Below are 23318 nucleotides of genomic sequence, written 5' to 3' on the forward strand. Positions count from 1 at the left end.
CGGGCCGCTGGTGCATCGGTTAGACTGCCAAGTCTACGGCCGAGTAGCCAAGCCCGGAAGGGATAAACGCTGAAGGCATCTAAGCGTGAAGCCCCCCTTAAGATGAGATATCCCATTCGAAAGAAGTAAACCCCCTTGAAGACGACGAGGTAGATAGGGCAGAGGTGGAAGTGCAGTAATGCATGGAGCTGACTGTTACTAATCGGGTGAGGGCTTGACCAAGAATCGCAGGAAGTAATGATCTCAGGGAAATGTCAGCATGTATGTAGTTTTGAAGATATAGTAGAAACCAGCTAGTAGTTAGCTGGTTTTTTTGTGCGCAAAAATAAAAGAAAGTCTGTTATATTGACTGCAAATATGCGAAGAAATCCTGCCGTTAGAAGAATGTAGAAAATTATATAATTGCATTACAGAAAATTATAGAAAGTGGGATTAAAAATATATTGTATTGCAGAAAAAAGCACTTTAAAATTAGTAGCAAAGTTTATAGAATCTAATTTATTTAAAAACATATATGGGAGGGTTTTTCATGAAGATTTATGTAAATGGAAAAGCTGGTCATGACGGAAATGGTACAGAGCAGATGCCATTTCGTCATATCAATGATGCGGCAAAAATTGCACAGCCGGGGGATGAAGTTCTGGTAGCGCCTGGAGTTTACCGGGAATATGTAGATCCGATTCATGCCGGTACAGAAGATGCGAGAATTACTTACAGGAGCGTAGAGCCTCTCGGTGCAGTTATCACTGGTGCAGAACGTATTCAGACATGGGTTCCTTATAAAGAAGATGTATGGGTATGCCGTGTAGCGAACAGTCTTTTTGGCAGCTATAATCCATATACAACTATGGTTTATGGTGACTGGTATTTTGCCAAAGCTGACAAACATACAGGATGTGTATATTTGAATGACCGTGCTCTTTATGAGGCTGGAAGTGTGGAAGAATGCATCAAAGCCGAGGTTTATGAGTGCAGCTGGGTTCCGGAAGAGTCTACTTATAAATGGTATACAGAACAGGATCAGGAGAAAGACGAGACAGTCATTTATGCGAATTTCCATGGAGCAGATCCAAATAAAGAAAATGTAGAGATCAATGTACGCCGTGAGTGCTTTATGCCGTCCAAAACCGGTGTGGGATATATCACAGTCAGTGATTTCGTAGTTACAAAAGCAGCAACTACATGGGCTCCGCCTGCAGCTTATCAGGATGGTATGATCGGACCTCACTGGAGCAAAGGATGGATCATTGAGGACTGCGAAATTTCTAACAGCAAATGTGCAGGTATTTCTCTTGGAAAATATTATGATGCAGAAAACGATCATTATTTTACAAATAAATATGTGAAGAGTCCAACTCAGATGGAAAGAGATGCAGTATGCCGCGGACAGTATCATGGCTGGCTTAAAGAAAAAGTAGGAAGCCACATTATCCGTCGAAACAATATTCATCACTGTGAGCAGGGTGGTATTATCGGCCGTATGGGCGGTGTATTCAGTATTATTGAGGACAACCATATTCATCATATCAACAATATGATGGAACTGGGTGGTGCAGAGATTGCCGGAATTAAGATGCATGCTGCAATTGATGTTATTATGAGAAGAAATCATATTCATCATTGTACAATGGGAATCTGGTGCGACTGGGAAGCTCAGGGTACACGACTCACTCAGAACTTGCTTCATGATAATCAGCGACCGGCATTTGCAAAACAGTTGAAAGGCGGTATGATGTGCCAGGATATCTTTGTTGAAGTAGGTCATGGACCGACTCTTATTGATAACAATATCCTTCTGTCAGACGCCAGCCTGCGTTTTGCTACTCAGGGTGTTGCTATGGTACATAACTTGATCTGCGGTGCTTTAACCTGTGTAGGTGATGGAACCGGATGGCGTTATACACCTTATCATATGCCTCATCGTACAGAGGTCAGAGGATTTATGACAATACTTCATGGAGATGACCGTTTCTATAACAATATTTTTGTTCAGAAATGGCCTTCAGAAGATTTTATCACAATGCATGATTCTGATGATGGATTTGATTCTGAGAACAGAAAAGTTGGAACCTGGATGTTCGATGAGTATCCAACTTATGATGAATGGATCTCACAGTTTGATTTTACAAAACCTGCAGATATGAAGAAACTGGAGCCGGTTCACTTTGACCATTTACCGGTATGGAGTGAGGGAAATGTTTACCTTAATGGTGCAAAGGCATGGAAACATGAGAAAAATGGACTCGTTTCTTCTGAGAATGTGAAGGTAGAATTAACAGAGAAAGACGGAAAATATATTCTGGATACAAATATTTACGAGATTCTTGGAGATTTCTCCGGACGTATGATCAATACAGAAGTTTTAGGAAAAGCTTTTGAGCCGGAAGAATTCTTCGAAAATCCGAATGGAACACCGATAACATTTGACGCTGATTACTTTGGTGGACACAGAGGTGCTAAGGTGATTCCTGGACCTTTTGCAGCGAAAGAAGATGCTGAGAAAAATGTCAATATTTGTGCTTTTTAACCGAATCAAGTAAGGAGCGAAGCGGATGATTTTATCCGTTTGACTTAAATTAAGGAAATAGAGAAGGCCAGCTGGATGTCAGCTGGTCTTTTTTGACGTTTTTTTGATTGTTTGTCTTTAAATGAAAAAATTTATATATTACTACATTTGTAGAAAAAACAGCTTGACACTAATCTTCTACAGATGTAGTATATGATTAACTTCTACAAAAGTAGAAGAAACGGATAAAAATGGAGTTACAATTAATGACGAAAGGGGAATTCTTATGAACAGAAAAAGATTTATTACGGTTGTTGCTTCGTTATCGGTGTTTTGCATGTCCATGACTGGAATGAATGCTGTATGGGCCAGGGATGGAGGGAGTGAGAAGTTTGATCCGCAGCCAGTGAGTTCTGACTGGGAGCAGAAGGATATGAAGGGAACATATGCTTATTTTGTGAGCGGTAAGGACTGGGTTGGTGTTTATAAGTATGATGCAGATGATGATACCCCATTGTTTGCGAAAGCAAGTGATCAGTATGCGGCTTGTTACGAAACGGCTTATTCTGTTGGCAGTGATCTTTATGTGGTGAAGGGATTTGCGAAAGATGTAGATGATATCGGTAAGGTGCGTGAGATGGTGGAGAGTATTTCCTATCCGGGAAATCCGGCATTAGATACACAGGAGGGTTCTGACAATAGTGGAAGTGATCAGGATGATAAGCAGAATGAAGATCAAAATTCAGAGGCAGGAGAAACAGAGACTTCCAATGAGGTAAATGTGGATACAGATGAGGACAGTGGCAATAATATTTATCTTGAGACATTGACACTTGTGAGAGAGGATGGAAGTACTTTTACGATTACTCAGCAAACAAATGGGGATTATTGTTACCGGGATGATGATGGTGTAGGATATACGGACAATGGTGATGAGAGTTATACAGATGAGTATGGAAATACTTATAGGGCTTTAAATGATGCAACACATTACCTGGGAATAACATTGGAGCAGCATACACTGGAGTCTTCTGATGGAAATACGGTTACAGTTACACAGACGACAAATGGAGATTATTATTATCGGGATGATAATGGAACTGGTTTTACTGACAATGGAGACGGAACCTGGACAGATGAAAATGGGAATGATTATATAGAGATAAATTAGCATTGACGGATTATTGTGTGGTTGCTACAATAAAATTATTCCTACAATTGTAGAAGAAATGAGGTGATTTTATTGAAAAAAGCATATCAGCGTTTGCCGGAGTCAGAGTTGGACATTATGCTGGCTTTATGGAACGGGACGCCGCCGATGACCCGGGCGGAGATTGAGAAGCTGGTGAATGTGAAGAAACAGCTGGCTCCGACTACGATCTTGTCACTGCTGACCCGATTAGAGAATAAGAATTTCGTTTCTGTAGAGAAGCAGGGAAAGATGAATCTGTATACTCCTCTGGTATCTCAGGAAGATTATCAGGCAAATGAAAGTAAGAGTGTATTGGAGAAACTTTACGGGAATTCTCTTAAGAAGTTTGTGACTTCTCTTTATCAGGGAAAGAAGATAAGTTCAGAAGAAATACAGGATCTCAGTGATTTTCTGAAGGAGTTGGATGAGAAGGAGGAATAAGTGATGGCGGAATTTGCATTACATATTTTGAAGCTTAATATTATTTCCGCAGTTGTTATTTTTCTTGTGCTGGGTTTATCTGTTTTGTTAAAAAACAGATTTACAGCGAGATGGAAGTATGTGGTCTGGCTGGCTGTTGCAATGAGTCTGCTGGTTCCTGCGCGGTTTCCATCGAATTTTTCCCTTATAAATTTCAAAGTGCCGGGGATTGAGAGCAGTGGGAATGAAAAGATAACTGCAAAGAGAATAATTTCGGCAGATGCAGATTCTGCGAATGTAAATTCTTCTAAGGTAAATTCAGAGGATAGCAGTACTGCAGATTCAAAAATGCAGGATACGGCTGTGACGGGCAAAGCATTCACAGGTGCAGTATTGAAAGATGAAGTGCAGTCTGACTCAGCATCTGCATCATTGTCTGGAAGACATATCGTACCGCTGGCTGCAAAGATTTTTATGATCGTGTGGCTGGCAGGGGCGGTTATAAAGTTACTGGCAGAGATATGTGCATATTGCTTTTCCATGAGAAGCCTGAAACGGATGAGTCTTCCGGTGAATGATCTGATGAAATGGAAAATGTATAGGGATGTGTGTGAACAGAAAGGGATTCGGAGAAGACCTGAACTGATGCAGAATGCAGGACTCAGTACGCCGCTTCTGGCGGGATTATTTAGAACAAAATTATATCTTCCGGCAGTTAGCTATTCTGCGGAAGAATTGAAGCTGGTTTATCATCATGAGCTGACGCATTATTTACATAGGGATTTGTGGTATAAGATGCTTCTGAGAATCTGTGCATCTGTGTACTGGTTTAATCCGGCATTGCTGTTTATGCTGTGGGAGGCTGATAAAGATATCGAGAATCTTTGCGATGCGGAAGTTGTCCGTGTCTGCAGCAGGGCAGAACGTAAACTGTATCGGAAACTTCTGTTGAGAACAGTTGCCATAGATAATCAGGTGCCTTATGTAACGGCAAGCCTGAATGACAGCAGTATGGTTTTTAAAGACAGGATTCTGTATATGCTGAATATGAAGAAACTTCGGAAAAATGTTCTTCCGGGAGTGATCTTGGCGATGGTGCTAGTCGGAGGAAATCTGGCATTTGGCTTTTCAGGAGAAACAATTTCCGGGGCACAGAATACACAGCAGCAGGCACAAAAAGACGGAGATTCATCAGGACAGGATTCCGGAGAAGATGCTAAGAAGCGAGAATTGGTTGATATGGTGGCATCACATGGAACTTCCGATGAGCAGCAGCTGGCAGGAAAGGGAGATAAACTGGAGAATTCAAACAGTGCTGGTTTGGCAGAGAATTCAGGACAGGGTGATGTTGCAGATCAGGAAGGAAATCAGGATCAGACAGGAGTGAATTCTTCTGATGAGACAGGGGAAAATTCTGACGGTCAGAATCCTGATCCGGATAATTCGGGAGGTGGTTATTCGGATACAGATAATAATGGAACCCCTGGAGATGATACTACAAATAAAACGGTTATTAATACATCATCATTGACATTACGAGGAAGTGGCGGCAGTACATTTGAAGTTGAAAGGGTGTTGTATTCTGATTATTCTGTTGAGTATAGAGGATATGATGGTGTTGGATATACTGATAACGGAAATGAAAGTTATACAGATGATTATGGAAATACATATTCTGCTTTAAATGATTCAACTCATTATCTGGGAACAACCTTGGAACAGCATACATTGACTTCTTCTGATGGAAATACAGTTACTGTTACACAGACAACAAATGGAGACTACTATTACAGAGATGATAATGGTACTGGTTTCAGTGATAATGGTGATGGAACCTGGACAGATGAAAATGGGAATACTTATACGGAATGATACCATTAGTTTAACCGAATTAAGTAAGTCTCCCTGCTTCAATTGCGAATATCCGCTTGATTCAAAACAGGTAAGTTCTTTCTTTCAATTGCAAATATCAATTTAAGTCAGGCTCAGAGAAAATCGGCTTGCAAAATTTAAAATAAGCCCTTCACTGTTACTTAACCAGACAGTGAAAGGCTTGTTTTTTTGCTGGACTTTTTCAGCTGAAATTATTTATAGAATAACTCAATAATCTTTAATCCCACTTCAACAGCAATATCCATTCCTTCCACAGTGATATGTTCATAAGGACCATGGAAAGCGTGTCCGCCGGTTCCAAGGTTCGGGCATGGGACGCCCATGAAACTTAAGCGTGCACCGTCTGTACCGCCGCGGATCGGAGTGATAAGTGCAGGTGTTCCACATTCTTTGCAGGCTGCAGTTGCGCAGTTGATCAGTTCCATGCAGGTATCAATAACTTCTTTCATGTTTCGGTACTGTTCTGTAATGGTAAGCTTTACAGTGTCTTTGCCCCACTTTTCATTGAGGATTTTGGTGATGTGTTCCATGGTTTTGATCCTGCAGTCAAAAGATGCTGCATCGTGGTCACGGATAATATAGTCTAACATAGCAGTGGAGACATTGCCGTTCATGGCATCAAGATGGAAAAATCCTTCATATTCTTCAGTATCTCTTGGGGTATCTGCGGATGGGAGCATGGAGTTAAATTCCATGGCAACAAGTGCTGCGTTTACCATTGTATTCTTGGAAGAACCCGGGTGTACGTTTACACCGGTAAATTCTACTACTGCACGGCCTGCATTAAAGTTCTCATACTGGATTTCACCTTCTGTATCGCCGTCAAGAGTATAGGCATAGTCTGCATTGAATTTCTTTACATCAAAATAATCAGTGCCTCCTCCGATTTCTTCATCCGGAGTAAAAGCAACAGAGATTGGGCCGTGGGCAATTGTTCCGTTATTTAAGTGCTCGATCATTGTCATGATCTCTGCAACACCTGCCTTGTCATCTGCACCAAGGATTGTGGTTCCATCGGATGTGATGAGGGTTCTGCCTTTTAATGAAGACAGGTGCGGGAACATTTTCGGAGAAAGTACTCTTCCACTGGTTCCAAGTGTAAGTTCTCCGCCGTCATAATTCGGAGTGACAACCGGAGTAACCGGATGATCGCAGAAGTCAGATACTGTGTCCATGTGAGCGATAAAACCCAGTTTTTTACGGGATTCGTATCCCTCAGTTGCCGGAATATGTCCGTAGACATAGCAATGGTCATCTACGCTGGCATCTTCCACACCCAGGTCCTTTAATTCCTGCACCAACTGTCTGGCGAGGTTAAACTGGTACTGTGTGGATGGAGAAGTTCCAGTTTCTTCACTGCTTGGTGTGAAAACTTTTACATAAGATAATAAGCGTTCGTATGCTTTCATGATAAACCTCCTGGTATCGGGCTGAGCCAGATTTTTTAACTCAGCATTGTATGTTAAGTATAACACGTTATAGGAATTACGTAAAAATATTTCTTGTATTTTGGTTTTGCTCTGTATCTAATTTCTCTTTTTTATCTTTCTGGAAGATATGGAAAATGTATGCTAGAATAAAAATAGTAGTTCATATTAAAAATATTCAGGAAAGGTAACGGGGGAAATGGAGAAAGAAGAAAAGCGTGCAGTTCAGGAGAATGGCACGGAGGAACGAAGCACGGAAGAGAAAAGTCCGCTGAAAGGGAAATTGCAATATTATAGCGGAGAGATTCAGCGGGATGTGACGAATCTTGTGAAGTGGCTGATGCTGGCGGTGCTTGTGGGAGGTATTGTGGGAGCAGCGAGTACGCTGTTTTCTTTTGCACTGAAAGGTGTGACGAATTACAGGAAAGAGAATGGATGGATGTTTTATCTGTTGCCTGTAATGGGTCTGATCATTGTGTTTCTGTATGAGAAATTTGGCAAGGAAGATGGAGGTACGAATCAGGTGCTTTCTACGGTGAGATCGCAGGATGATGTACCGATTCTGTCTGCACCGCTGATCTTTATTTCTACGGCGCTGACACATCTGGCAGGCGGTTCTGCAGGACGTGAGGGTGCGGCGATTCAGCTTGGCGGAAGTATTGCGAATCAGCTTGGACGGTGGATCCATCTGGATGAGGAGGACCGCCATGTGATCGTTATGTGTGGTATGAGTGCGGCATTCTCTGCGCTGTTTGGAACTCCGATGGCAGCGGCTGTGTTTGCATTGGAAGTTGTGAGCGTTGGTGTTATGTATTATACGGCGCTGATGCCGTGTATGATCGCATCATTGATCGCATCTGGATTTGCGGCTGGTATGGGAGTTACGCCGGAGGCTTTTCATGTGGTGGATATTCCGGAACTGACCATTGAAACGGGACTGAAGATGGGAGTTGTTGCTGTTGGATGTGCTGTGATCAGTATTGTGTTCTGCATGGTGCTGAATGGAGTGGCAGGAGCGTATGGAAGATATTTTAAGAATCCGTATGTTCGTGTGGTTGTGGGAGCATGTCTGGTGATTGGAATTACGCTGCTGTTGGGAACTACAGATTATATGGGGGCCGGTGCGGAACTGATTGAGAAAGCAGTAGAAACAGGACAGGCAAGACCACTGGATTTCTTTTGGAAACTGGTGCTGACAGCATTGACCATGCGCGCCGGATTCCGCGGCGGTGAGATTGTGCCATCGTTTTGTATTGGTGCGACATTTGGATGTGTGATGGGAAACTGGCTTGGACTTTCCCCGTCTATCTGTGCAGCATGCGGAATGGCAGCTGTATTCTGTGGCGTGACAAATTGCCCGATTACATCAATTCTCATTGCATTTGAGATGTTTGGATTTAAGGGAGTTTCCTTTTATCTGATCGCAGTTTCTATCAGTTATGCGGCTTCCGGATATTATGGACTGTATAAGGACCAGACGATTGTTTATTCTAAGTATAAGGCTAGATATGTGAATAAGCATACGAGATTTTAAGCTGAACAGACGCAGGGTATTTATTGCATTTGTCAATAAATGCCCTGTTTTTATTGTGTTTTTGAATTTTTGATTATCACCCGAAAAGGGTATAATGGAAGTTACAGTAAACAGAATCTGTAAGAAAAATGTCAGGATAAAGGGGAGGTGAGAAAAGTTGTATTATGTTGGAATTGATATTGGGTCAACTGCATCGAAGACAGTTGTGACTGGTGATAAGGAAATGAAGTTTGTGCTGCCTACGGGATGGAGCAGTAATGAGGGACATCGCGCACTGAAAGATTTCTATGAATTAATGAAACTTGATCCGGCACCGATGAAGGGTGAGAATCTCTATAATGTATTATATGGAACTACTTTCAAATTCGATCGTTCTAAAGTTCCAGCAGAGATTGATGCGTTGACAGCAAAGGTGAAAGAAGAATATGCAGCAGGCAAAAATGAGGGCAGGAAACATCGTATTCTGATCACTGGATGTCCAATGGGTGGCGCTACTATGAAAGTAGTGAAGGCGATTGAAGAAAACGGCGGTGTGGTAGTTGCTTTTGAAAACTGTTCCGGTGCGAAGAGTGTGGACAGACTGATCGATGAGAGTGATCCGGATATCTATGAGGCAATTGCAAGACGTTATCTGAGCATTGGATGTTCTGTTATGACTCCGAATCCGAATCGCTTTGAACTGCTGAATGAGCTGATAGATGAGTATCAGGTGGAAGCTGTTGTGGAGATGACTTTGCAGGCCTGTCATACTTATAATGTGGAGGCAGGTAAAATTGGAAGATTTGTAAGAGAAGAGAAACATATTCCGTATCTGCACGTAGAAACAGATTATTCTCAGTCTGATGTGGGACAGCTTAATACACGAATTGCTGCGTTGATTGAGATGTTGTAAGTTGGTTATGAACAAATGATTAAAAAGCATGTGAACAATCTTTGGATTTAGAAAGAGTTTGCATGCTTTTTTCATTGCAGGAAAAGGGAATAGATGTTAAAGTAAATAATACGGCACAGGGCTGGGGAATAATAAAAGTTATTCCGGAAATGTTTTATTATGGAATTATCAGGGATAAAAATGTATCGAAATATGTAAAGAGAGGAAGGATTTTACTTGGGAAAAAATAACCAAAGTACGCAGGAGATAAACTCGCAGGCGCAGAATCCACTTGGCACAGCGCCAGTGGGCAGTCTGATCGCGAAATTTGCGATTCCTGCGATTATCAGTATGATGGTCAGTGCAATGTACAATATTGTGGACCAGATTTTTATTGGACAGGGCGTGGGTATGCTGGGAAATGCGGCTACAAATGTAGCATTTCCGGTTACGACGATTGCTACTTCACTGGCGCTGTTGCTGGGAATTGGCGGAGCTTCGAATTATAATCTGGAAATGGGAGCCGGTCAGGAGAAGAAAGCGAGCGGAATCGCAGGAACAGCTTTATCATCATTGGTGATCAGCGGTGTGATCCTTGCTGTAATTGTTCTGGTGTTTCTGAAGCCACTTCTGACATTGTTTGGCGCAACAACGGATGTAATGCCGTATGCGGTTGATTATACGGGAATCACGGCAGTAGGGCTTCCGTTTTATATTTTATCTGTGGGTGGAAATCATCTTGTCAGAGCAGACAGAAGTCCTACGTATTCTATGACCTGCATTATGGTCGGCGCGATCATTAATACGATTCTTGATCCACTGTTTATTTTCGGATGCGGATGGGGAATTAAAGGTGCTGCATGGGCGACTGTGATCGGGCAGGTTGTTTCCGGACTTCTGGTTGCTTTGTATTTTGCAAAATTCCGGAAAATGTATCTGTCAGGTGCAATGTTGAAGCCGAAAATGTCATATCTCAGCGCGATTATTTCATTGGGACTTGCATCCTGCATTAATCAGATCGCAATGGCTGTTGTGCAGATTGTGTTGAATAATATCCTGCGTTATTATGGCGGAAATTCTGTTTATGGAAGTGATATTCCGATTGCGTGTGTGGGTGTTATTTCCAAGGTTAATATGGTGTTTATGGCAATCTGCATTGGTATCTCTCAGGGCAGTCAGCCAATCTTGGGGTTCAATTATGGGGCACAGAAATACGACAGAGTTCGACAGACATATCGATATTCGGTGACTGCATGTACAGTAATTGCTACTGTATTCTTTGCATGCTTCCAGCTGTTCCCACACCAGATCGTGAGCATATTTGGAACAGGAAGTGATCTGTATTTCCAGTTTGCGGAACGTTATCTGAAGATCTTTATGTTTATGACATTTGCTAATGGAATTCAGCCGATGTCTTCCGGATTCTTTACTTCTATCGGAATGGCAAAGCTTGGTATCGTCATGTCTCTGACACGACAGGTAATCTTCCTGCTTCCGTTGATCATTATCTTCCCGTTATTTATGGGAATTGACGGTGTCATGTATGCAGGGCCAATTGCAGATGCAGCGGCATTTGTGCTGGCAATTGTGTTTGCGAGAAGAGAGCTGGCGAAGATGCGCAAGATAAAAGTCGCATAAAAATAAAATATATGAGACGAGAGTATGTAAAATTCCTCCACTGGTCTACAGAAATGTAGTTGGTGGGGGAATTTGTTATATTGTTTGCTCCGTGTCTTGTAGAGCTTTTCTGTTTCTGTTTACTGATGATATCTCACAAAACGTATTGCAAAGAATGAAATGAATAGCAATGCTTTCTTAATTATCCTGCTAAAAGTATTGGTGATATGATTGTCACGTTTTTTTATTTGTGGTAAAATTTTTACAGGCAAAAAAAGTGATGGAATTCATGAGATGGAATATGAGGAAAAAGAATTTTTGAGATTATAGCTTGAGAAAAAGATCAAGTTGTTGATATGTGATGTGGAGGGATGGATGTGAAGAAAAAAGATTCTGATTTATATCAGAGTGGCAGTGTAAATTTTAATGATAAACAAAGTGGCCAGTTTATTTACAGTGACTTTTTTCAGTCGTTACCTTATCCAGAGGAGTATCCGGCGTTTATTCAGATTCATACGGAATATCCGATTCAGTCAGTTCCGCTGCACTGGCATTTGGGACCGGAAGTTTTATATAGCAGAAACCAGAAGCTGTCTGTGGTGGTAGAAGGAGAACGATTTACAGTTTCTCCGGGTGAATGTCTTCTGATTAGTAGTGGTTCACTGCATTCCATAGAACCGGAAATTAACGAGAAAGGACAGGATGTGCTGTCAATTGGTTTTAATGGAGCATATCTGGGGAAAATGTATCCGGCGATGAGACGCAGTCATATTTGCTATCTGGAGGGAACACCTGAAAGCAGGATAAAATTGAATGAGCTATGTGAAGAAATTCATCAGATTGTGGAGCAGGATGCGATAGATTATCTGAAGTTGAACTATCTTTTATTTGGAATGTTAATCCTTATGTATACGGAGTTTGTCAGAAGGAGTTCTGATAAAGAGGAAGTAAAAGATAAAAGTCAGGAGAAGGTTAGAGATATTTTATTATACGTTAAGCAGCATTTCAGAGAAGAAATAACAACGCAGAGTGTTGCCTCAGAATTTGGATATAGCCGGGAACATTTCAGCCGTCTGTTTAAAAGATTTGCAGATATCAGTTTTAAACAGTATCTGAGTGAGTATCGTCTGTTTCAGGCAGCAAATGATTTGTATACGACAGATAAAAAAATGGCAGAAGTAGCCCTGGACAACGGTTTTCCAGATGAAAAGGGGTTCTATAGTTCATTTAAAAAGAAATATGGGTTGACACCATTGGAATATAAAAAGCAAAAATATTCAAATGCTTAAGTAACGAATGTTTGATCGTTTACTGGCGGTGGCAGTTAAGATAAGAAACTATAAACAGGTAATATTGCATGACTATAGGGAAAATATAGCCATAATATTATCTGTTTTTGTATTTTAGTGGAATATAAAGTAAGGTTTGTCACATTTTGGAAGAAAAAGAGCACAAATACACTGATATACCATTCTCTTAAAATATACACTATATACATATTCAAAAGGAGGAAGGTATTAAAATGGAAGAAACAAAGAAACTTTCAGCAGGAAAACTGAAATTGTTCCAGATTGCTGTGCTGTCTATTTCACTTCTGACAGCCAGTGTTTCGGTAGGGGGATGTCTTCTGGGAGATTTGGCAAAGGAATTTCCAAATGCACCAGTGTGGTATCTGCAGATGTTTGTAACGTTTCCAGTTATTGGTGGAATCATTGCAAATATTATTGGCGGTGCAATGGCATCGAAAGTAGGAAAGAAAAATTTAAGTCTGATTGGAATTGCATTGTGCCTGATCGGTGGATTTTTTCCAATGTTTGCGCCTACACTGGGGTTGAAAATTGCAATCCGTGTGATCGCAAGCCTTGGGGTTGGACTGATCCAGCCACTGACAGCATCTATTGTTGTAGACTGTTTTGAGGAAAAAACAGCAAATACCCTGATGGGATTGCAGTCTTCCTGTGTAGGACTTGGAGCAAGTATTTTTTCATATACGATGGCAGCGATTATGGTGTATGACTGGCATTTTGCATATTGTGCTTATCTTTATGCAGCTGCGATTTTTGTACTTGTACTGTTTGGTATTCCGGCATTTGTGAATGATATTGGGCGTGAGGAAAAAGGGGATGCCAGTCTACAGAAAACAAAGGTAAAAACAAAATTACCAAAAGCAGCATATGTTGGTTTTGTGCTTCAGTTACTTTACTGTCTTGGATATTGTGCAATTGATAATTGTCTTTCTTTGGCAGCAACAGAGACAGGAGTAATTTCTACTGTATCAGCAACTGCAATTGCAAGCTGGGGTGGAATCGCATCTCTGATCGGCGGTCTGTTCTTTGGAATGGTAAAAAACAAAATTGGAATGAAAGTCGGACCTGTTTCTCTGGTATTAAATATTATTGGATTTGTAATCGTAGGATTTACAAGTACAACTGCATTATGGTACGTTGGTGTTACCATATTAAAAGTTGGATTCTGCTGGTGGATGCCATACATAAATTTCCTTGTAACAGAGGATACAGACGAAAGCAATTCTGCAATGGCTGCGTCACTTGGATTTGCAGGGAATTCACTTGGATCTTTTGCATTTGGATATGTTCTGGCAGGAATGGGTATGCTGACAGGAGGAATCAGTTCTCATCAGGCATTCATATATGGAGCCATCCTGATCGCTCTTACTTTTGTTGTGCTGGCTGGATTTAATTTTACAAATAAGAAAAAAGCAGTAAACTGTTGATATGTAAAGTATGGTTACTGTTCACTCCGTGTCCAGCAACACGCTTCGCGATGCACAGAATTTATGCTAATCGCATAAATTCGCGCGGTATGTCTCGGGTTTTCTGTTGCCATGCATCCGTAGGGAGCTGCCAGTGGCAGGTCCTGTAGGTGACCTTCGCTCACAAAAAACACCTCGCGGGATATTGCCAGTGAACAGTAACAAAGTATAATTAGATATATGGACAGATCCGAGATTGTCTGTATGTCTATATGAAAAGAGGTTAAAATGATGTTTGAGTATAAAAAAATTATGAATGAAAGAGAACTGCAGGCACCAATTCCGACACCGGATCCGGCGAAGTTTCCTCATTCTGATGAAGTGCCGGAAGGCTGCAAGGTGATTGATGGATTAAAGGATGACTGGGGATATTATGTAGATATTCATACAGATGTTGTATATGCGGAACGTTCCAGAGGATTTGCATATACAGGGCAAGAAAAGATGTCTCTGAAAATGATCATCCTGGAGCCAAGAGTGCATTTTGGCGCTTCTGAGGAAGAACAGAAAGTAGAAAGAAAATGGCCATGTGTTGCCTATATTCAGGGATCTGCTTTCCACGAGCAGTGGATGTGGAACAATATTTCAAGACATATCCGTCTTGCGGAAAAAGGATATGTAGTGGCGATCATCCAGTATCGTCCGTCAGAAGTAGCTCCTTTTCCAGCGCAGATGCAGGATGCAAAGACAGCAATCCGTTTCCTGAAAAAGAATGCTGAGGAATATCATATAGATGTAGAGCATATGGCTGTTGCCGGGGATTCTTCTGGTGGACATACTGCATTAATGGCAGGTTTTACCGGAGATTCTACACCGGATACAGATTTATATAATGAGTATTCTGCAAAAGTTAACTGCATTGTTGACTGTTATGGACCGACAGTGTTTTCACTGATGAATTATTATGAGAGTTCTCAGAACCATTATCATCCGGACAGTCCGGAAGGATATGAGATCGGACATAAAAATGTGCTGGAAAATCTGGAACTGGCAGCAGAAACAATTCCTATGAATTATCTGTCAGAAGATAAAACAACGCCACCAACATTGATTATTCACGGAAGCAGAGATATGCTGGTACCGTTTAATCAGAGCTGTCAGCTTTATAATTATATGAAAAAGATGGGAAAAGATGTGACATTTTATAAATTAAATGACGCAAATCATGGCTGCCTGGGATTTGATAATGACACAGTTCTGGGAATTGTGCTGGAGTTTTTGAAAGAAAATATTTAATTTGATAAGGTGAATACGTTTTCACAAAACAGGGAAAAAAGCAAAGAAGAGTTCGCATTTACAGTGTATGTGGGCTCTTTTTTGCATTGTTTTTAACTATAAGGGGATATGCTGCAAACGTTTTCAGATATCTTTCTTTTATTTATATAAAAACTGTGTGTATAATAGTTTATTAACGAGAGACGATCAAAATTTACAGAAAAGCAGGGGGAAGAAAGATGTCGATTAAGGAAATTGCAAAACAGGAACACCATCTGGATCTGGATCCGGATTTTGTCATTGAGACAAATCAGACGGAGGCGCAGGGTTATGAGGCGATGGAAAAGCTGCTTGCTCTGCCGGATTATCCTACGGGAATTTACTGTACCAATGACATAAAGCAGTAGCCAGAATGGAACTGGAGTGTAAGCTGGTGGTGCGAAGCAGTTGTATGCCTGCGCAGGAGAGTGTGCAGGAAAAGTCTTTTGCGAAGAGAGCAGAGGAAGAACGGAAAGCACATCCGCATTTCAGACATCTGGATCAGCTTCTGAAATAAACAAAAAATCATCTGTACCGAATCATCTGTCCGTGTTATGATTAACAGGTAAATGACAGACTGCATATATTATAAAAACTCCATAGAATAATGGAACTGATCCAGAAAAAACATATGGATCATATATGCAGAATGTCAGGACAGAAAGGCAGGTTAAATCTGATGAAACAGGAAAATTACATAAAGGGTATGATAATGATCATCCTGTCGGCGTTTTTCTTTGCTTGTATGAATGTAAGTGTACGTCTGGCAGGTGATTTGCCGTCTGTGGAGAAGAGTTTCTTCCGGAATCTGGTGGCGGCTGTGTTTGCGGCGGTGATTCTGATCAAGAATCGTACAGCGCCGAGAGTAGATAAGAAATATTGGGGACCGTTGGTATTGAGATGCGTGTGTGGTACACTGGGAATTCTGTGCAACTTTTATGCAATCGACCATTTGTTGGTGGCAGATGCTTCAATTCTGAATAAGTTATCACCGTTTTTTGCAATTGTATTCTCTTTTCTGCTGTTAAAGGAGAAGATCAAACCAGCTCAGGCTGCATGTGTGGCGTTAGCGTTTATCGGATGTTTATTTGTAGTGAAACCGGGATTTCATAATGCGGCACTTGTTCCGGCGCTGATCGGGGTCTGCGGTGGACTGGGAGCAGGAATTGCATATACGATGGTACGTGTGCTTGGAACTCATGGAGTGAAAGGCCCGGTGATTGTGTTCTACTTTTCATTCTTCTCCTGTCTGTCGGTTGTACCGTGGCTGGTATTTCACTTTACACCTATGAGCATGAAACAGCTTGTAACATTGCTGATGGCAGGACTATTTGCAGCAGGCGGACAGTTTACGATCACGGCGGCTTATACTTATGCACCGGCAGGAAAGATTTCCATCTTTGATTATTCGCAGATTATTTTTGCTACGATGCTAGGATTTATCCTGTTTGGAGAGATTCCGGATAAATACAGCTTTACAGGATATGTGCTGATTATTCTGGCATCCTTGGGAACATTTCTTTATAATATGAGGATAGCTAAGGATTGTAAACTATAAAACAAAAAAGGTTGTCAATAAAAACGCTTTGTGTTAAAGTATCCAATATGTCATAAAAAATTTAAGGAGAAGAGTGCACAAAGATGTCTTTTATAAAAAATATTCCACTACGCCCTCACCATGGAATGTGCCTTGCATATTTCAAGGGTGAGGGATACAGTGATGGATTTTCAGCACATATGCAGGAAATGCTGGATATTTTCCAGAAGGGAGCGAAGATACAGCTTCATGCAGATACAGATGAGATCTGTTCTGCCTGTCCCAATAATGAAAAAGGATGTTGTTCATCTTTTTCGCTGGTAGAGAAATATGATAAGGTAGTGTTGGAGCTTTGCAGTCTGAAAAATGGACAGATTATGGATTTTCAGACATTTACTGACATTGTACAAAAGAAAATCCTGGCATCAGGAAAGAGGAAAGAAATCTGTGGGAATTGTCAATGGAACTCCATCTGTGAAAGTCAGAAGAGCAGATGGGAGAAATGCTAAGAAAAATAGAATAACAGAATGAATAGCGTTCCGGTACAGAACAGAAGCTATGAATAAAAAAGTCAAATGCGCAGATATTGCAGTAGAAAGGACATAACAATAAAAATGGAAAATACAGAATCACGTTTATATTTTGCCAGTGACTACATGGAGGGTGCACATCCTGCGATCATGAAAAAGCTGATGGAGACGAACCTGGAGAAAACAGTGGGCTATGGTCAGGATCCATATACAGAAGATGCGAAAGAAAAGATCAGAAAAGCCTGCAATGCGCCGGAGGCAGAAGTATTCCTGCTGGTTGGCGGAACACAGACCAATGCCACAGTAATCGATGCACTTTTGAAATCCTATCAGGGAGTTGTGGCTGCGGATACAGGGCATATTGCAACTCATGAATCGGGCGCCATTGAATTTGGTGGACATAAGGTTCTGACAGTACCGCAGAAAGATGGAAAAATCTCTGCACAGCAGGTTGAGAAGCTGGTGAAGGATTTCTATGATGATGCCAATTATGAGCATATGGTAATGCCCGGGATGGTATATATTTCCCAGCCAACAGAATATGGTACCCTGTATTCCAGAGAGGAATTAGCAGCTCTCAGCAAAGTCTGCCGGGAAAATCATCTTCCCCTTTATGTGGATGGTGCCCGCCTTGCCTATGCACTGGCAAGCCAGGAGAATGATGTGACACTGACTGATCTGGCAGAACTTAGCGATGTATTTTATATTGGAGGAACCAAATGCGGAGCATTGTTTGGAGAAGCAGTGGTTATACCGCAGAAAGGACGGATTCCTCATTTCTTTACGATCATCAAGCAGCATGGAGCTCTGCTTGCCAAGGGACGGATCGCAGGGATCCAGTTTGGTGAGCTGTTTACGGACGGGCTGTACCAGCGTATCGGCAAACCTGCAATGGAAGCTGCAGAGCAGATTAAGGCTGCACTGAAGAAGTATGGATATCAGCTTTCTCTGGATACTCCCACCAATCAGATCTTCTGTATTGTGTCTAATGATGTAATGAAAAAAATAGCCCAGGATGTGGAGTTCGGATTCTGGGAGAAGTATGATGAGACACACTCTGTGATCCGCTTTGCCACAAGCTGGGCTACTACTATGGAAGATACACAGAAATTGATTCAGCTTCTGGAAAAAAATAAATAAGAGAAAAAATCAGTGGTCAGTTGATTTAGAGGATTGTTACAGGCAGTATCAGGGCAATGGTGCTGCCTTTTTCGCTGCTCTGGGTTACTTTTACCTGGCCGTTGTGCTGTCTGGCAATCTCGCTTACAAGAGCAAGCCCCAGACCTGCACCGCCCATGGCGCGGCTGCGGGATTTGTCCACACGGTAGAAGGGATCAAAGATTTTTTCCTGATTTTCAGGGGAGATACCGATGCCTGTGTCAGTTACCTCCAGGACTGCAGATTCTGCAGAATGAATGTTTACAGTAACGGAACCGGAAGGCCGGTTATATTTGATCGCATTTTCAACCAGATTATAGACTGCCCGGTACAGAAGGATATAGCTGCCTGTAACAGTACAGTCACCTTCTGTCTGAATAAGCCGGATCTGATGCTTGTCTGCAACCGGATCCAGATCGCAGAAAACTTCTTCTGTGAGTGCTGCAAGGGAAATAGTGTCAGAACGCTCTACAGTCTGAAGGCCTGTCATGTCCAGCAGGATTTCCGCAAGATGGGAAAGCCGTCCGGTCTGTTCCTGAAGCATGGTGAAAAGCCTGTCGTATTCCCGGGGGGCATGTTCCGGCTTCTTATAAAAAACTTCCAGATTTGTCTGCATTACAGCTAGAGGAGTACGAAGCTCATGTGCTGCACTTGCCACAAACTGTTTCTGTGCAGAGAATGCATTGTCCAGACGGGCAAGCATGTCATTAAAGGATCTGGTCAGACGTGAGATTTCATCCTCTGAGAGTGGGACTTCCAGCGGTTCAGACAGATTCTGTGCCTGTACCTGACTGATTCTGTCGCTGAATTTGCGCAGAGGGGTCAGGGCTCTTCTGGTGACAAACCAGGTACAGATACTGCTGAGAAGAATAATGATACCTGTGGCGATCATGCTCTGGAACAGAAAGTTGTTTTTGGTATTCTGGATCTGGTTTTCCAGATCAGGGATGAGGATTTTTGGATCTACATTGATGGAGATCGGGCTTGAATTGTCGGGGGTGACCAGAACTACATAGTCGGAGATCCCTTCCAGACCGGTCACAGCAGAACGGCTGATGAAGAAATACATCAGTGCACAGGCTGTGATAACCAGCCCGGAGATCAGCAATGTGAGCCGCCACTGGAGAGAGAGCCTGCGGGGGGAAAGTTTTTCTGAATAAAATTTCATAGATTTAGTCCTCCATAATATATCCTTGTCCGATCTTATTCTGTATAGGATCATATCCAAGAGCAGTTCTCAGTTTTTTTCTTAAGGAAGAAATGTGCACCCGGATGGAGTTACTGAAGCTGTTCACGCTGCCGTCCCAGAGATGCTCGATCATTTCCTCAGGGCTGATGATCCGGTTGCGGTGAAGCAGAAAGTATTCCAGAAGTGCGCTTTCTTTTCTGGTGAGAGCCAGGGGTGTGCCATCTACACTGGCTTCTCTTGTGCGCGTGTCAAAGGTAATGCGGCTGCATCTCAGGCAGACATCCTCCTGGATAAATTTACGGCGGGTGAGGCTGCGGATTCGGGCTTCCAGCTCCTCAAAATGAAATGGCTTGGTAAGGTAATCGTTGGCTCCCAGATCCAGACCTTCCACCTTATCCTGAATCTGTACTCTTGCGGAGAGTATGAGAACAGGAGTATTGGTATTGAAGGTACGGAACTGACGCAGGATTTCCAGACCGTCAATTCCCGGCAGGTTCAGATCCAGAAGGATCAGGTCGTAATTCTCTGTCATACATAATTCCAGTCCCTCTTCCCCGTCAAAGCAGGTATCTGTTTCGTATCCGTCCATGCGGAGCCCCTCTGCCATGGAACGGCAGAGCTGTTCTTCGTCTTCTATAATTAAAATGTGCATGATAGTCTCCTTTTTGAATTTTCGGTTTCATAGTTTTATAATATCAAAGTCAAAAGGCCAGAAGATATTTTGCGTTTGTACGAGTCAAGCGGATATTCGCACCCCCCGCAGGAGACTTACTTGATTCGGTTAAATTTCTGACTCTGATATGTTATCAATTTTATCATAGCACACGAAGTATAAAATTCGTGTAAAAAAAAGAAAATGTTTCATATTATAGCAATCCTCTAAAATATCCGATTATAAAGTTCTTTTAACAAGTTTCAGATTTGTCTGTGACTGGCCATGAAATAAAATTTGAAAAAAGTTATTTTCTTAACACAGATTTTATTTCTCAGATGCTATAATGTGTGCATATCAATAAAACGATGCCTGTTATGTGGGGACAAAATCCAAATCTGCAGACAGACACAGGAAATTAATTAAATGTAATATAAAAATCATAGCAGTAAAAAATGAAGGGAGCTTACTTATAATGAAGAACAGAAGAATGAAATTAATGGCGATTTTTGCAGCAGGTGTATTAAGTGTGACATCTATGGGAGGTATTGTAACTGTACATGCAGGGGAGACTCTTGCAGTGCCTGCAGATGAAGCAGGTGTAGTCCAGATGGACGGAGAGGATGCTCAGGCAGCAGAAGATGGCAGTGTGGCAGCTTCCGAAGGTCTGATCGCAGGATCCTTCAAACCGTCAGAGATTGCTCAGCCTGCACAGGATACTTATGAATATCCATTCCTTGGAATGAAATTAGGGATTTCCAAAGAACTGAAAGAGCAGATGGAGAAGAAGAACATTTCCATGTTTACAGATGAGAGATGGAATGACAATGCAGATGCAGTCACATATGCTACAGCCAGCTGGTGTACCCTGACAGACGAGCAGAAGGATGCAGAGGTGGACAAGATGGGCACCGGATATGACGACTGGCTGAAAAGTCTCAGCAGAGTAGGTGTGATCGGAATGTATGATGAGGAATCCCAGAAAGATCTGGATACGATTACCGGTTGCACAGAGCATAAAGAACTGGGCACCAGCAGTGACGGCAAATATAAATATTATCTCAGCACAAACAAAGATGCGGATGCAGATCTGTTAAAGGACGTGGAGGGGATTGAAGTAACACTTACAGAAATGACCCCGTTCCAGATGCTTTCTGCATTTGATCAGCCGCAGGATACTGCTGACAGTACAGATGCAGCTGAAGGAACAAATGTAGGCAAATTTGAAACAACAGGAGTTGATGGAAAAACTTACACACAGGATATTTTCAGCAAATATGATCTGACTATGGTAAATATTTTCACCACCTGGTGTTCTCCATGTGTCAATGAGATTCCTGATCTGGAGAAGCTTTATCAGGAGATGAAAGATAAAGGAGTAGGAGTAGTAGGCGTGACACTGGATACAGTAGGCAGTGATGGAAAACAGGACGAGGAAGCAGTGAAAAAGGCTCAGGTACTTCAGGAGAAAACAAAGGCATCCTATCCATTCCTGATCCCGGATTCCGGAATGATGAACGGACGTCTCAATGGAATTTCCGCTTTCCCGGAAACCTTCTTTGTTGACAAAAACGGAAATATTGTAGGTGAGACCTACTCCGGAAGCCACAGTCTGGACGAGTGGAAAGAGATCGTGGAAAAAGAGCTGGAGAGTGTCACAGAGGGAAAATAAATGGATAAATTAAAAACCAGCAAAATATGGAACAGTAAATGGCCGGCGCTGATTCTTATGCTTGTGGGAGCTTGCTTTATGGGATATGGGATTTTCCGCGGAGAGCTGGCAGTGGTGTTTACAAAAGCCATTAATATCTGTATGGAATGTGTAGGAATAGGATAAATGAGTAATCAAAAGAACAGCGATAACAAAAGTAATAAGAAACAAAACACAAAAAATATGAAGATCAATGAGTGGCCCCGCCACGGAATCCAGGCACTGTGGGCGCTCATTACAAACAGTCATGTTACCGGCTTTGTCACAGGCAAAATTTACACAGGCAAATTGAAAAATGCCTGTGTTCCGGGCCTGAACTGTTATTCCTGTCCCGGTGCTGTTGGCGCCTGTCCTATTGGTTCCCTTCAGGCGGTGATAGGGAGCTGGAATTTCAAAATGGCTTATTATGTGGTGGGATTTCTTATCTTCATCGGGGCTATGGTGGGAAGGCTGATCTGCGGTTTTCTCTGTCCCTTCGGATTGATTCAGGATCTGCTGAATAAGATTCCATTTCCTAAGAAAATCCGCACATTCAAAGGCGACAAACTGCTTCGTAAGCTGAAATATGTGATTTTTGCAGTATTTGTGATTCTGCTTCCATTGTTTCTGGTGGATATTATGGGACAGGGTGCACCGTACTTCTGTAAGCTTATCTGCCCGGCAGGAACACTGGAGGGCGGACTGCCACTGGTACTCCTGAATAAATCCATGCGCAGTGCACTGGGCTGGCTGTATATATGGAAGAATGTGATTTTGCTCATAACGATCATTCTCTCCATTTTGATCTACCGTCCGTTCTGCAAATATATCTGTCCCCTGGGAGCACTTTATTCCATCTTTAATCCTGTCTCTCTGTATAAGTACAGAGTGGATAAAGATAAGTGTATAAAATGCGGAAAATGTGCAAAAGCATGCCAGATGATCGTAGACCCTGTGGAAAACTCCAACAGCCCGGAATGTATCCGTTGCGGCAGATGCAAGAAAGCCTGTCCGACAGGTGCAATCCAGTGTGGAATCAGAAGAACACCTGACAGACTATAAAAAGTAGTCTGCC

22 protein-coding genes and 1 rRNA gene are annotated in these 23318 nt (G+C 42.1%); 20 read left to right on the forward strand and 3 right to left on the reverse strand.

Annotation, left to right across the window (positions count from 1 at the left end; all coding sequences use genetic code 11):
- The 5 genes from KQI87_RS15320 to KQI87_RS15340 all read left to right on the forward strand — a co-directional run.
- Positions 1-222, forward strand: a 23S ribosomal RNA gene (locus tag KQI87_RS15320); the annotation flags it as partial.
- A gap of 307 nt (positions 223-529) precedes the next feature.
- A complete protein-coding gene (locus tag KQI87_RS15325) occupies positions 530-2527 on the forward strand; it encodes a right-handed parallel beta-helix repeat-containing protein (RefSeq protein WP_216460868.1) in 1998 nt (665 codons plus the stop codon).
- Between the two features lie 265 nt (positions 2528-2792).
- Entirely contained in the window at positions 2793-3677 is an 885-nt protein-coding gene (locus KQI87_RS15330; RefSeq protein ID WP_216460869.1) for a hypothetical protein, read from the forward strand.
- Positions 3678-3740: 63 nt separating this feature from the next.
- The gene (locus tag KQI87_RS15335; protein WP_334300752.1) at positions 3741-4139 is read left to right on the forward strand and encodes a BlaI/MecI/CopY family transcriptional regulator; all 399 of its coding nucleotides are present in this window, start codon (positions 3741-3743) and stop codon (positions 4137-4139) included.
- 3 nt (positions 4140-4142) lie between these two features.
- The gene (locus tag KQI87_RS15340) at positions 4143-5990 is read left to right on the forward strand and encodes a M56 family metallopeptidase (RefSeq protein ID WP_216460871.1); all 1848 of its coding nucleotides are present in this window, start codon (positions 4143-4145) and stop codon (positions 5988-5990) included.
- 212 nt (positions 5991-6202) lie between these two features.
- Here KQI87_RS15340 and pepT read toward each other — a convergent pair whose 3' ends face one another.
- Positions 6203-7420, reverse strand: coding sequence for a peptidase T (pepT, locus tag KQI87_RS15345; RefSeq protein ID WP_216460872.1), 1218 nt, complete (start codon positions 7418-7420; stop codon positions 6203-6205).
- A 217-nt stretch (positions 7421-7637) separates the two neighbouring features.
- On the opposite strand from pepT, the gene KQI87_RS15350 reads away from it, so the two are divergent.
- The 12 genes from KQI87_RS15350 (at position 7638) to KQI87_RS15405 (ending at position 18694) form a co-directional block, all read left to right on the forward strand.
- A complete protein-coding gene (locus KQI87_RS15350; RefSeq protein ID WP_216460873.1) occupies positions 7638-8972 on the forward strand; it encodes a chloride channel protein in 1335 nt (444 codons plus the stop codon).
- Positions 8973-9129: 157 nt separating this feature from the next.
- A complete protein-coding gene (locus tag KQI87_RS15355; protein WP_330655913.1) occupies positions 9130-9864 on the forward strand; it encodes a 2-hydroxyacyl-CoA dehydratase family protein in 735 nt (244 codons plus the stop codon).
- A 41-nt stretch (positions 9865-9905) separates the two neighbouring features.
- Positions 9906-10094 carry a hypothetical protein gene (locus KQI87_RS15360; RefSeq protein WP_216460874.1) on the forward strand — a complete coding sequence of 63 codons (189 nt, stop codon included), beginning with the start codon at positions 9906-9908 and terminating at the stop codon, positions 10092-10094.
- Complete coding sequence (locus KQI87_RS15365; RefSeq protein WP_253292555.1) at positions 10081-11481, forward strand: MATE family efflux transporter; 1401 nt, start codon at positions 10081-10083, stop codon at positions 11479-11481. Before KQI87_RS15360 ends, KQI87_RS15365 begins: the two co-directional genes overlap by 14 nt.
- 356 nt (positions 11482-11837) lie before the next feature.
- On the forward strand, positions 11838-12749 hold the full coding sequence (locus KQI87_RS15370; RefSeq protein ID WP_216460875.1) for an AraC family transcriptional regulator: 912 nt from the start codon (positions 11838-11840) through the stop codon (positions 12747-12749).
- A 233-nt stretch (positions 12750-12982) separates the two neighbouring features.
- Positions 12983-14194: an MFS transporter gene (locus KQI87_RS15375; protein ID WP_216460876.1), complete on the forward strand. Its 1212-nt coding sequence runs from the start codon at positions 12983-12985 to the stop codon at positions 14192-14194.
- 267 nt (positions 14195-14461) lie between these two features.
- Positions 14462-15469: an alpha/beta hydrolase gene (locus tag KQI87_RS15380; RefSeq protein ID WP_253292557.1), complete on the forward strand. Its 1008-nt coding sequence runs from the start codon at positions 14462-14464 to the stop codon at positions 15467-15469.
- A 218-nt stretch (positions 15470-15687) separates the two neighbouring features.
- Complete coding sequence (locus KQI87_RS15385) at positions 15688-15855, forward strand: hypothetical protein (protein WP_216460877.1); 168 nt, start codon at positions 15688-15690, stop codon at positions 15853-15855.
- A gap of 5 nt (positions 15856-15860) precedes the next feature.
- A complete protein-coding gene (locus KQI87_RS15390) occupies positions 15861-16004 on the forward strand; it encodes a hypothetical protein (protein WP_216460878.1) in 144 nt (47 codons plus the stop codon).
- A gap of 162 nt (positions 16005-16166) precedes the next feature.
- Positions 16167-17045, forward strand: a complete 879-nt coding sequence (locus tag KQI87_RS15395; protein WP_216460879.1) for a DMT family transporter — start codon at positions 16167-16169, stop codon at positions 17043-17045.
- Positions 17046-17128: 83 nt separating this feature from the next.
- Positions 17129-17533, forward strand: a complete 405-nt coding sequence (locus tag KQI87_RS15400; protein WP_216460880.1) for a DUF1284 domain-containing protein — start codon at positions 17129-17131, stop codon at positions 17531-17533.
- Between the two features lie 105 nt (positions 17534-17638).
- Positions 17639-18694 carry a threonine aldolase family protein gene (locus tag KQI87_RS15405; RefSeq protein ID WP_216460881.1) on the forward strand — a complete coding sequence of 352 codons (1056 nt, stop codon included), beginning with the start codon at positions 17639-17641 and terminating at the stop codon, positions 18692-18694.
- 25 nt (positions 18695-18719) lie between these two features.
- Here the strand turns inward: KQI87_RS15405 and KQI87_RS15410 are convergent, their stop codons facing one another.
- Together KQI87_RS15410 and KQI87_RS15415 are read right to left on the reverse strand one after the other, a co-directional pair.
- The gene (locus KQI87_RS15410) at positions 18720-19880 is read right to left on the reverse strand and encodes a sensor histidine kinase (RefSeq protein ID WP_216460882.1); all 1161 of its coding nucleotides are present in this window, start codon (positions 19878-19880) and stop codon (positions 18720-18722) included.
- Positions 19881-19884: 4 nt separating this feature from the next.
- Entirely contained in the window at positions 19885-20553 is a 669-nt protein-coding gene (locus tag KQI87_RS15415; RefSeq protein ID WP_019160352.1) for a response regulator transcription factor, read from the reverse strand.
- Positions 20554-21028: 475 nt separating this feature from the next.
- On the opposite strand from KQI87_RS15415, the gene KQI87_RS15420 reads away from it, so the two are divergent.
- Genes KQI87_RS15420 through KQI87_RS15430 form a run of 3 tightly spaced genes read left to right on the forward strand, consistent with a single transcriptional unit; the run spans position 21029 to position 23305 of the window.
- Complete coding sequence (locus KQI87_RS15420) at positions 21029-22225, forward strand: TlpA family protein disulfide reductase (RefSeq protein WP_216460883.1); 1197 nt, start codon at positions 21029-21031, stop codon at positions 22223-22225.
- Positions 22226-22390 carry a CD1871A family CXXC motif-containing protein gene (locus KQI87_RS15425; RefSeq protein ID WP_216460884.1) on the forward strand — a complete coding sequence of 55 codons (165 nt, stop codon included), beginning with the start codon at positions 22226-22228 and terminating at the stop codon, positions 22388-22390.
- Positions 22391-23305, forward strand: coding sequence for a 4Fe-4S binding protein (locus KQI87_RS15430; protein ID WP_330655915.1), 915 nt, complete (start codon positions 22391-22393; stop codon positions 23303-23305).
- The last annotated feature ends 13 nt before the right edge of the window (positions 23306-23318 follow it).

It is taken from the genome of Blautia sp. MSJ-9 (genome assembly GCF_018919065.1).
In the GTDB taxonomy this organism is placed as follows: domain Bacteria; phylum Bacillota; class Clostridia; order Lachnospirales; family Lachnospiraceae; genus Blautia_A.